The 12,203-nt window shown below is 40.9% G+C and carries 8 protein-coding genes; 6 read left to right on the forward strand and 2 right to left on the reverse strand.

The window, feature by feature from the left end; all coding sequences use genetic code 11:
- The coding region (gene rnhA / locus FXN70_RS08205) for a ribonuclease HI (RefSeq protein WP_324646984.1) at window positions 1-737 on the reverse strand (737 nt) is incomplete at its 3' end.
- Window positions 738-947: 210 nt separating this feature from the next.
- On the opposite strand from rnhA, the gene FXN70_RS08210 reads away from it, so the two are divergent.
- The 6 genes from FXN70_RS08210 to FXN70_RS08235 all read left to right on the forward strand — a co-directional run bounded on the left by FXN70_RS08210 (window position 948) and on the right by FXN70_RS08235 (window position 11,132).
- On the forward strand, window positions 948-4,199 hold the full coding sequence (locus FXN70_RS08210) for a LysM peptidoglycan-binding domain-containing protein (RefSeq protein ID WP_324646985.1): 3,252 nt from the start codon (window positions 948-950) through the stop codon (window positions 4,197-4,199).
- Window positions 4,200-4,218: 19 nt separating this feature from the next.
- Complete coding sequence (locus FXN70_RS08215; protein WP_420714395.1) at window positions 4,219-6,048, forward strand: extracellular solute-binding protein; 1,830 nt, start codon at window positions 4,219-4,221, stop codon at window positions 6,046-6,048.
- A gap of 19 nt (window positions 6,049-6,067) precedes the next feature.
- Window positions 6,068-7,132 (forward strand): ABC transporter permease subunit, encoded by a 1,065-nt coding sequence (locus FXN70_RS08220; RefSeq protein WP_324646987.1) that lies wholly within the window; start codon window positions 6,068-6,070, stop codon window positions 7,130-7,132.
- Window positions 7,132-8,145 (forward strand): ABC transporter permease, encoded by a 1,014-nt coding sequence (locus tag FXN70_RS08225; protein ID WP_324646988.1) that lies wholly within the window; start codon window positions 7,132-7,134, stop codon window positions 8,143-8,145. Before FXN70_RS08220 ends, FXN70_RS08225 begins: the two co-directional genes overlap by 1 nt.
- A complete protein-coding gene (gene nikE, locus FXN70_RS08230) occupies window positions 8,120-9,730 on the forward strand; it encodes a nickel ABC transporter ATP-binding protein NikE (RefSeq protein ID WP_324647185.1) in 1,611 nt (536 codons plus the stop codon). Before FXN70_RS08225 ends, nikE begins: the two co-directional genes overlap by 26 nt.
- A 181-nt stretch (window positions 9,731-9,911) precedes the next feature.
- Complete coding sequence (locus tag FXN70_RS08235; protein ID WP_324646989.1) at window positions 9,912-11,132, forward strand: glycoside hydrolase family 28 protein; 1,221 nt, start codon at window positions 9,912-9,914, stop codon at window positions 11,130-11,132.
- 203 nt (window positions 11,133-11,335) lie between these two features.
- Here FXN70_RS08235 and FXN70_RS08240 read toward each other — a convergent pair whose 3' ends face one another.
- The gene (locus FXN70_RS08240) at window positions 11,336-12,172 is read right to left on the reverse strand and encodes a site-specific integrase (protein WP_324646990.1); all 837 of its coding nucleotides are present in this window, start codon (window positions 12,170-12,172) and stop codon (window positions 11,336-11,338) included.
- Window positions 12,173-12,203 lie beyond the last annotated feature (31 nt).

A 12,203-nucleotide genomic window follows, 5' to 3' on the forward strand; every position in this document is an offset into this window, starting at 1 on the left:
ACGGCTTCAACGGCTTCAACGGCTTCAACGGCTTCAACGGCTTCAACGGCTTCAACGGCTTCAACGGCTTCAACGGCTTCAACGGCTTCAACGGCTTCAACGGCTTCAACGGCTTCAACGGCTTCAACGGCTTCAACGGCTTCAACGGCTTCAACGGCTTCAACGGCTTCAACGGCTTCAACGGCTTCAACGGCTTCAAGCTGATCCATTTCAGTTTCATCATCAAAATCTAACCCAAAAGGGTCGTTTAGCAGCCAATCGGTCTCAGGCTTTTTTGTATCTTGCATGGGTGAATGAGTGGTTTTATTGGGTTGTGTGGCTTGATCTGCACCTAAATTGGCTAAGTGATCCGCCATTTCATTGCCTGCATGACCTGCATGGCCTTTAATCCAGTTCCATTCAATGTTACGGCCTTGGCAAACTTGATCTAGTTTTTGCCAAAGATCAGGATTTTTAACATCTTTCCAATTTTTCTTTTTCCAATTGTGAATCCAACTGGTAATGCCATCTTTGACATATTTGGAGTCTGTCCAAATAATCAGATGGGCCTGTTGAGGGCAGGCGAGTATCCCTTCAATTGCTGCGGTCAGCTCCATACGGTTGTTGGTTGTGCCAAGCTCTCCACCATAGATTTTCTGTTCGTGATCTGCATGGATAATATAAGCGCCCCAACCACCTATTCCACCCGGATTTCCGCGACAAGCGCCATCAACATATAGTGTGATTGTTTGTGACATGATACAAAACCCAAACTCAATTGAAAAAGAAAACGTAATATTCTAAACCCAAAATCGTAATATTCGTGCATTGATGCCAACTTTTTAATTTCTTGTAACATTTATCTCTAAATCAGCAGGAGATATAGCCTTGTCTGCTGCGTATGCTTCAATACAATGGCTTGATGTGAATATTACAATTCTCACGACTTTGTTTGGAATCTTACTTATATGTTTAAACCCACTACGGCATTGTGGCAATTTCCTGCACCGCAATTTTTTAAACTTACGCTTTTAAGTTCAACGATGGCCGCTTTGGCACTCACAGCAGGTTGTAGTTCAACCACCACAACGACTCAGCCTACAAAATCCAAACAAGTCGGGAGTGGCGATTATTTAGATGCATCATCTTTAGACTCTTTAGAAGACTTATTATCTGCTACAGATATGCGTGCTGTAGAGGGTGACCGGTTACTGATTTTAAAACATGGCGATGTGTGGAAGCGCATGACGGTTGGTTTTAAAATGGATGAAAATCATTGGGATCCACGAATTGATGCACAGCGTAATTGGTTTATTTCTCGTCAGCCATATTTAGACCGTTTGAGTGCCCGTGCCAGTCGTTACTTGTATCATACTGTAAAAGAAGCTGAACGCCGTGGTATGCCAACCGAATTGGCCTTATTACCTGTGATTGAAAGTTCGTACGATCCTGCTGCAACTAGCTCGGCCGCTGCCGCCGGGTTATGGCAGTTTATTCCAAGTACAGGACGTATTTATGGCTTACAACAAGTCGGTTCTTACGATGCTCGTCGTGATGTGGTTGAATCAACCCGCGCTGCGTATGAGTTTTTAGGTAGTTTGTATAATCAATTTGGTTCGTGGGAGCTGGCTTTGGCCGCTTATAATGCAGGCCCAGGACGCGTACAACAAGCAATTAACCGCAATGCTGCCGCAGGCTTGCCAACTGACTATTGGTCGTTAAAGTTACCTGCAGAAACCATGAACTATGTGCCACGATTCTTGGCTGTGGCACAAATTGTGAAAAACCCACGAAACTACGGTGTGGTTTTACCGCCGATTGCCAATCGTCCCCATTTCCGTGAAGTGAAAGTGCCTGCGGGCGCATCGCTAACCGATATTGCAAATTTAGCAGGGTTAAGTCGACCAGAATTGTATTCATTAAATCCAGGTTATCGTGGGGATACGGTTGAGCCTTCAAGTCCTGCACGGATTTTAATTCCATCTGATATTAGCCCCGCGATTGACCGTAAATTAATGGCATTACAAACCAATTATGCGGGAACCTCTGGTGGTCTTTGGGCAAATAACACGACTGTAACGACAACAACCTCACCCAATAGTACGGTATTAACACCAAGTAAAACGACACCACCACCAATTCAAGCTGCAAAAAATACCGCCAATAATGCGAATCTAACAGCTTTAACTGCTGCAATTAGCCAACCAAGTAGTAATGGTTCAGTGGGACGTACGCAAAAAACGACCCCGCAAAGTGCAGATGCTTTGGCGATGTTTGCCAATAATGCTGACGTACCAAGCGCACCACGGATTCCTGTTGCAGTCACTACATCAACAACAGTAAAAAGTCCCATTTCTGTAGAACCACCAGTTTCACAAAAAGAACGTGAACGGATTTTGTCGGAAATTCGTCAAGATGATTTGAAAAATGAAACTGTGAATAAAGTGGTGAATCCTGTTGCAACAACAGCACAACAACAGCAAGTTGTGAATGAAATTAAGGCGATTGCCCCTGCAGGAACTGAAATTGTTGATCCTTATGATGGAAAAATTAAGCTAACGGCGATTCAAACCAGTTTATCTGTTGCCGAAAATGAAGGAAAAGAGGTCAGTAAAAGTTTTACTTATCCAAAACAATTAGTGGATGCCACGCCTGCCAATTCAGATGAAATGCAGCGTAATAAAGGCAAAAATGTTATTAAAACCGACACAGATATAGTTGTAGTTGCGCCAAAGGGGCAACGTAGCACCTATAAAGTGATTGCAGGTGATACCTTAGCTGTTATTGCTATGAAGAACGGTGTTGCTTGGCGTGATATTGCCAAATGGAATCAGATTGACCCTGACGCACCGTTATTTGTGGGTACAAGCTTATATTTATATGATGCTAAGCCACAAAATAATACGCCGCCATCGGCAGCAAAAGTATCTAAACCTGATAGTTATACAGTGAAAGCGAATGATAGCTTAACTGTGGTGGCGAGTCAGTTTGGGTTAACTGTAAAACAATTGGCAGATTGGAATAAGCTTACGCCAAGCAGTAATTTGTTTGTGGGTCAGAAGCTAAGCCTAGTTGCACCAGATGAAGATAAAACAGCAGTTGCTGAAACAACGAAAAACAGCAAAATCAGTAAAGTCAAAACCAAAGTTTATTTAGTAAAACGTGGTGAATACTTAAAAGTGATTGCAGACCGTTATGGATTGTCGGTACAAGAGTTGGCAGATTTAACCCCTGACTTAACTGTTGCGAGTACCGTAATGGTGGGGCAAAAAATCAATGTGCCTTTACATGAAGTTGTAGATGCGCCTGATACTTCAGTTGCTGACGCGCGTCGTAGTGCAGATAAAGACACCACAGTCACCGAAAGTTATAAAGTACAACGTGGCGAGAGCTTAGCCAGTATTGCCAATAAAGCCAAAATGTCGGTGGCTGATTTCGCTAAATTAAATAACTTGAAAGTAAATAGTACGATTCAGGCAGGGCAAAGTTTGAAGGTGCCTCAAGGTGTTATTGTGCCCGATGTTTATACGGTAAAAAGTGGTGATCATCTGTCGAGTATTGCCGCTCAATATAATTTAACGGTCGATTATATTACTAAATTAAATGGTTTGAGTCGTAATGCGGGCGTGCGCGTTGGGCAACATTTGAAATTGACTGGGTATGTACCTGAGCCAACCAACAGTAGCCGTAATGATTCAGCGGATGCTAGTCGTTATGTGGTGAAATCTGGCGATACTTTAGCAAGTGTGGCAAAAAAATATCATTTCCAAGTGGCATATTTGGCACAGCTGAATGATTTGAAAACCTCATCTAAGCTACATAGTGGGCAAACTTTGACAGTCACAGACGATTCTACACCTGCTAAAGAAGCGAAAAATACGGCTGCTGCAAATACTGCGAAAACACCAGTTTCGACAAAAAGTAGTGAAAGTTATGTCGTACAATCGGGTGACTCTTTAACAAGCCTTGCTAATCAATATAGTTTAAGCGTAAAAGAGCTGGCCGAAATGAATGGCTTGAGTGCAAAAACCAGCTTGCGCCGTGGACAAAAAATCGTTGTGCCGAAATTAACCACGACATATAAGGTGAAGTCAGGCGATTCATTGATTCGTGTAGCGGCTAAATATAATCTCGATGCGAAAACCTTGGCTGACATGAATGATTTAGAGCCGAATGCTGCACTGCGTTTAGGCACAACATTAAAAGTGCCAAATTTATAAGTTTGTGGCATTCGCTGCATTGAGTTTAAGGTGTTGTGCTTGGTTGGGACTTGTTTTGGCAAGTCCTGTTACTTTAGCACAGCTACAAACAACGCCGTATTTGGCACTTGGTCATGCATCGCCTTTATCTTATTTAAAGGCGATGCCTTATGCGAACCCTACTGCGCCTAAAGGCGGCATATTAACGCGTGCAAGTTATGGCACTTTTGATAATTTAAATAGCATGAATGGTAAAGGTAGTGCCACCGAAGGGGTGAACTACTTATTTGATAGTTTGATGAGCAAATCATTAGACGAACCGAATATCTTTTATCCTTTGCTTGCTACTCGTGTCAGTTATGAGCCAAATCATCTCCATTTCATTATTTTTCATTTAAATCCTGCCGCACGCTTTAGTAATGGTCAGCCTTTAACTGCCGATGATGTCAAATTTAGTTTTGATACCTATCAAAAGAAATCTAATTTTGGCTTACAAATGTATTTAGCCGATCTTGCTAAAACGGAAGTTTTATCTAAATATACAGTTAAATTTAGTTTTAAGTCGCAAAATAATCCCAAGATGCCTGCCATTGTGGCAAGTTTGCCCATTTATGCTCGGGCAGACTGGCAACATAAAGATTTTACCCGTGTCAGTTTGGCACCCATTTTAGGTTCAGGGCCTTATTTAATTGCAGGGATGGATGCAGGACGCAGCATTCGTTATCAACGTAATCCACATTATTGGGGCAAAGATTTGCCGGTAAATAAAGGGCGTTATAATTTTGATCAGCTAATTTATCGTTATTATCGTAGTGTAGACAGTGCCTTTGAGGGCTTTAAAGTGGGGCAATATACCTTACAAGAAGAAACCGATGCTAGACGTTGGGTGACAGGCTATCATTTTCCTGCGGCCCAAGCAGGCAAAGTCGTGCAGTACCGTTTTGCACATCGTAACCCGATTATCCCACGCAGTTTTGTGTTTAATACCCGCCGTGCGCCATTAAATGACATTCGTTTACGTCAGGCCATGACCTATGCTTATGATTTTGAATGGCAAAATAAAGCCATGTTTTATGGGCAGTATCAACGGTTGCAAAGTTATTTTGCCAATAGTGAACTTGCCGCTACAGGTAAGCCGAGTGCGCTTGAGTTAAAGTGGTTGCAGCCTTGGTTAAAACAAATTGATCCGATTGCACGCCAAGGGGTGTTAAGCGATTGGCATTATCCTGTTTCGGATGGTGATGGTTTTAATCGTCATAACCTCATTCAAGCACAGCACATTTTAAAGCAAGCGGGCTATGTGATTCGGCACAATCAATTGTTCGATCCGCATGGCAAAGCGGTTAAATTTGAGTTTTTATTGAATCAAGACGCCATGCAGCGGGTGCTGATGCCATTTGCCCGTAATTTAAAAAAACTCGGTATTCAACTTAATATTCGCATGGTAGATACCCCTCAATATATCGAGCGTATGCGCCGTTACGACTTTGATTTAAGTACGAATGATATGCCGCAAAGCCTGACGCCAAGTCATGAGCAAGCACAGTTTTGGGGCAGTCGTGCGGCAACAGAAATAGGTAACTATAATTATGCAGGGATTCAAAATCCTGTCATTGATGCGGCAATTACTGCCATTGTTCAGGCACAAAATCGTCAGCGATTGATTTTGGCAACCCATGTTCTCGACCGTTTGTTACGGTCAGGCTATTATCAAATTTTAACCTACGGCACAGGCGAAACATGGTATGCCTATTGGAACATGTATCGACAGCCGAGCCAAAAACCAAAACTGAGCGCAGGGATTGACTATTGGTGGTCGGACCCAAAAGCTGCACAGCAGTTACAACAGCATGATTTAAAATCATTTTAATGATGAGCGTGGAGGGTAAATGGGGCGTTATGTATTGAAACGGCTCGTATTGATGTTGCCGACTCTATTTGTCATTTTATTGATTAATTTTGTGATCGTGCAAATTGCCCCAGGTGGTCCTGTCGAGCAAGCGATTTTACAGGCACAGCAGTTTCAAATTGAACCAAATCACCCGCACACAAACATGGATGATGCACAGCATTATCAAGGAGCGCAAGGTTTAAGCCCTGAAATGTTGGCTCAACTTAAAGCACAATATGGTTTTGACCAACCCATGGATGTACGATTTTGGCAGATGCTCAAACGTTATGCTCAGTTGGATTTAGGCGAGAGCTTTTTTAAGGGCAAGGCGGTGAGTCAATTAATTTGGGAAAAACTGCCCGTTACCTTGTCGCTAGGTGGATGGAGTTTGCTGCTGATTTACCTGATTGCCATTCCATTAGGCATATATAAAGCCAAGCGGCACGGCAGTCTCTTTGATCGTACCACTTCGTTACTTTTGGCAATGGCTTATGCTGTGCCAAGTTTATTGTTTGGGGTGCTATTGCTGACTTTATTTGCAGGGGGGAACTATTGGCATTGGTTTCCGCTACAAGGTTTAACGTCTGAAAATATTCAACACTTAAGCTTTGTTGGAAAAATAAAAGACTATTTTTGGCATTTAACTTTACCTGTTTTGACCCTCACTTTAGGCGGTTTTGCAAGCTTAACTTATCTTACCCAAGCATCGTTTATAGAAGAAATGCACAAAACATATGTGCTTGCTGCACGAGCCAAAGGTTTGAGCGAAACACAAGTATGGATAGGGCATATTTTTCGTAATGCCATATTGGTGGTACTTGCAAGCTTGCCTGAAACCATTGTTGGGGTATTTTTTGCAGGAACACTATTTGTGGAAATTTTATTTAATTTAGATGGCATTGCCTTGTTGGGTTTTGAGGCGGTATCTGAGCGAGATTATCCAATTATTTTTGGAATATTATTGTTGTATACCTTATTGGGTTTAATACTCAGATTAGTGGGCGATATGTTGTATCACTGGATTGACCCTCGGATTACTTTTGATTTAGAGCGAGCGCCATAATGTCGCGGTTATGGTCTGAACGTGTGCAACGTTTTAAGCAAAATCGTTTGGGATATTTCAGCTTGATTGTATTGGGGCTAATTTTTTTCATTTCAATGTCGGCCAAGTGGATTGCCAATGACAAACCGTTACTGGTTTATTATCAGCAGCAGTATTATTTACCTATTTTAACGTCTTACCCTGAAACGACTTTTGGGGGCGTATTTGAAACAGAAGCCGATTATAAAGACCCTGTGGTACAACGCTTAATACAAACACATGGTTGGATGTTGTGGCCCATGATTCGCTATGCAGCCAATACGCCTAATTTGGACTTACAGCGGTCTGTACCATCACCCCCTAGCCAAGACAATTGGTTGGGCACAGATGACCAAGGGCGTGATGTTTTGGCACGGGTATTATATGGGTTGCGTAACGCCTTGCTGTTTAGTTTTGCTTTAAGCTTAGCCTCGGCGGTTGTAGGTATTTTGGTCGGGGCGATACAAGGCTATTATGCAGGATGGATTGATTTAATTGGGCAGCGCATTTTAGAGATTTGGAGTGGTTTGCCGATGCTCTTTATTGTGATGATTTTAGTGAGCATGTTTAGCCCAAGTATTTATTGGTTATTTGCAATCATGCTATTTTTTGGTTGGACAAGTTTGGTGAGTCTGATTCGTGCAGAGTTTTTGCGGAGTCGTCATTTAGATTATGTCCGTGCGGCGAAAGCCATAGGTGTCCCCAATTATTTGATTATTTGGCGCCATATTTTACCCAACGCTATTACCTCAAGTTTGTCACAATTGCCCTTTTTGTTGATGGCCAATATGACTGCCTTAACAGCACTCGACTTTTTAGGTTATGGTTTGCCGCCAGAAACTGCTTCGTTAGGTGAGTTGCTATTACAGGGTAAAAATAATTTAACTGCGCCGTGGTTGGCATGTGCGGGCTTTATCAGCTTAGCATTGGTGCTAGCTTTATTAATATGTGTTGGAGATGCCATTCGTGATGCCACTGATCCAAGACAACTTTAAAGGTGCTTTTTGCAGGCATGAGGATGGCATGCTCTTAGATGTTCAACATTTGCAAATTCGGACTGAACAACAGCTTTTACTTGAGGATTTAAGCTTTCAACTGCGGGTAGGACAGACTTTGGCTTTTGTGGGGGAGAGTGGTTCGGGAAAATCGCTGACGCAATTGGCAATATTGGGTTTGGCCGCGAAAAATTTAAAGGTTACGGGGCAGATTGAATTTCAAGGTCAAAATTTACTTCAGTGTTCAGAACAATATTTGCAGCAAGTTCGTGGTAAAAAGATTGCGTTAATCTTTCAAGAACCCATGAGTGCTTTAAATCCATTACATACGGTTTTGCACTTGGTTGGGGAATGCTTTTTTTTACAAGGGATGCAGCGAGATACTGTCCAACAGCGTGTTATTGCACTGCTAACTGAAGTTGAATTGGCAGATGCCCATCATTACTTAAATGCTTATCCACATCAGCTTTCGGGTGGTCAGCGACAGCGAGTGATGATTGCTGTTGCTTTAGCGCAAGCACCTGATATTTTAATTGCCGATGAAGCCACGACTGCTTTAGATGCTCATTTGCAAATACAAGTTTTACAGCAACTTAAACGGATACAGCAACAACGCAATATGGCGCTCATTTTAATCAGTCATGATTTGGCTTTGCTACGCCATTTTGCTGATGATGTGATTGTAATGAAACAGGGGCGTGTCATAGAGCAAGGCAATCTTGAGCAGATTTTTTCACATCCCCAACACAGATATACCCAGCAATTGTTAACATGTGATTTTGGCCAAGCTGCTGCGCTTGTACCGAATCGATTAAATTCATTGCTTGAACTTAAACAGTTAAGCATTCGTTTTGCAAAACCTCGGACAAAATTTTGGCGTAAAAAGCAGTTCAAAACGGTATTGACTGCACTCAATTTGACATTACAGCAAGGTGAGTCGATTGGCGTGATTGGTGAAAGTGGTGCAGGTAAAACATCGTTGGCTTTGGCTGTGGCGCGTTTACTACCTAGTCAGGGTGAGATTGTTTTTTTAGGGCAAAACTTAAATCAATGCCAAGAAAAAGCATTACTGGTGTATCGCCACCAATTGCAAATAGTGTTTCAAGATCCTTATAGCAGTTTAAACCCACGTTTGACAGTTGCAGAATCAATTGGGGAAGGGGTAGATCCAAGCTTAAAGCAAATAGAACGTCAACTTAAAATTGAACAGGCTGTGACTGAGGCTGAATTACCACTGTCATTATTGATGCAATATCCACATCAACTCTCGGGTGGGCAGCGTCAGCGTGTGGTTCTCGCGCGTGCGATGATTTTAAAACCCAAGTTACTTATTTTAGATGAACCGACGTCTGCATTAGATCGAGCGACGCAACGTGAAATTGTGTATTTATTGCGGCGTTTACAACGGCAATATCAAATGAGTTATTTGTTAATTAGTCATGATTTGGATTTGGTTCGTGCTTTATGTCAGCAGGTACTTGTGTTACATCAAGCAGAAGTCGTAGAGTTCCAAGCTACAGAGCAGCTTTTTCAATCACCTAAACATTTTTATACCCAACAACTTTTGAAAGCGAGCAGATATTAATTTTTACTGTTGTGATTATTATCGTCTTTCATGTGTTGTTTTGTGATTTAAATCAATATTTATGGTGTGATTGTATTATTTTTTATATAAATAACAAATGCATAACAATTAAATCTTAAAAAAATAATATAAAAAATTTAATATTAAGCACTCTACTTGATTGTTTAGGAAATTATTTTTCATGTTGAATCTTGCACGCGTTTATTCTACAGGAATGGTGTTAGGCGCCAGTATTTTTATGATTCAAACTGCTTCTGCAGCAGACACACGTACAGTAAAGGAACCTGTAATTCCAAGCGCATGTACTATTTTGAAGGCAACAGGCGCAGATGCGACTCAAGTTATTCAAAAAGCGCTTAATGGTTGTTCGAGTGGTCAAGCGGTGAAATTAGTTGCCAATGGTTCGCAAGGTAATTTTTACTCAGGCGCTTTGGTTATTCCAACAGGGGTAAGTTTGTGGATTGATCAAGGTGCAACCTTACATGCATTAAATAAAGCCAGTGCTTTTGACAATGGTAGTGGAACTTGTGGGACTTTAGACACGAAGGGGAATGGTTGTTCTGCACTCATTACCATGAATAGCGCAACTAATTCAGGTATTTATGGTTTAGGGACGATTGACGGACAAGGTGGTGCAACTTTAAGCGATAAGAACGTAAGTTGGTGGACGTTGGCACAACAAGCCAAAACTGCGGGAAGCAAGCAAAATGCACCGCGTTTAATCCAAATTAATAAAGGGAAAAATATTACGTTATATAAAATTACGTTAAAAAATTCACCAAACTTTCATGTGGTATTTAAACAAGGTGATGGCTTAACAGCATGGGGTGTAACCATTAATACGCCAAGTACAGCACGTAATACCGATGGTATTGATCCAATTTCATCTAAAAACGTGACTGTTGCACATAGTTATATTAGTACTGGCGATGATAATGTCGCAATTAAAGCCAATGCTGGTGCTGGTTCATCAAGCTATATGAGCTTTATTGATAATAATTTTGGTGCGGGGCATGGCTTATCTATTGGTAGTGAAACGACAGATGGTGTTTATAATATTGATGTAAATGGTTTGACTTTAAATGGTACAACCAATGGTTTGCGTATTAAGAGTGATGCATCAGCTTCGGGTGAAGTTGCGAATGTGAACTATAATACGGTGACCATGACCAATGTTGCAAATGCATTGATGATGGATACCATTTATGAGAAGAAATCAGGAAGTACCAAAGCGAATTGGCACGATGTGAGCTATAACAATATTACGGTGAATGGCAAATCTAAGTTCATTTTTAATGGAACGAATGCTTCAAAGCCATTAGCTGCAACCATGCGTAATATGCATTTGTCTAATGCAAATATTACGTGGACCAAAGTGAATGCGAATATTTTGCAATATTAATTGATATTTTATGACTTAATATAAAGGCGTAGAGAATGTATTGATAGTGTATCAGTACATTCTTTTTTATTGTGATAGGTGGTGATTAAGTATTTGAGTCATAAAAAAATCCCAACTATTGCTAGTTGGGATTTTTCGAATTTGGCGTCCCTACGGGGATTCGAACCCCGGTTACCGCCGTGAAAGGGGGCTTGCCCCCTTTCTTATTCTTTTTGTAAACTTTTGTAATCTTGCGTTAAAACAGGCAAAACATTTAAGCAATCGTGTAAATTTTCGGGTGCTAAATGGGCATAACGCTGGGTGATTCTTACATCGCTATGACCTAATAATTGCGACACATGGTAAAGCGGAACAGCTTGTTTTATCAAAAAGCTTGCAAATGTATGTCTCAAATCGTGAATTCTCACATCGCCAATCTCTGATCTATCAACAGCATTCTTAAAACCTTTGTAAAAGCTTTTGATGTTTGTATTGGTTTTTTCATTATAAAACACATATTTCTTATGGTTTTTTAACCTAAAAAGGGCATGTATTGATGTGTCATTCAGTGGCTTATAAATCGTCTTTTTGTTTTTTGATAATGAATTGCGAATGATGAAATATTTTTCATTAATGAAAACATTATCCCATGTGAGCGTGAGCAACTCTCCAGATCGACAGCCCGTGTTTAATAGCAGCAATATGTAATCATGCAATGCCTGATTGCCATATCGTTTTGAACACTGGAGAAGCTTGGTGCATTCAGAAGCATTTAAAAAGCGTGGAATAAAATCTTGCTCGAAAAGCTTAAAACCATTAAAAGCATTTTTAAAATTTGCTGTATGTTTGTGTTTTAAATAATAGTTCATTGCAGATTTTATGACATGCAATTCTCTATTTATTGTTGAATTTTTAACACCATCTAACTGCCTAAGCGTGCAATATTCATTGATGATTTCAATTGTAATCTCGTCAAAAGCATAAAAAAATTCCAAATTTTGGAATTTTTCTTGATAACCATGCTTGGATTGAAACAAACCATTTTTGGCATAAAACTGCATTATTTCCCTAACATTCATGTGTCACCCAAAA

The organism is Acinetobacter sp. MD2, from assembly GCF_035615575.1.
In the GTDB taxonomy this organism is placed as follows: domain Bacteria; phylum Pseudomonadota; class Gammaproteobacteria; order Pseudomonadales; family Moraxellaceae; genus Acinetobacter.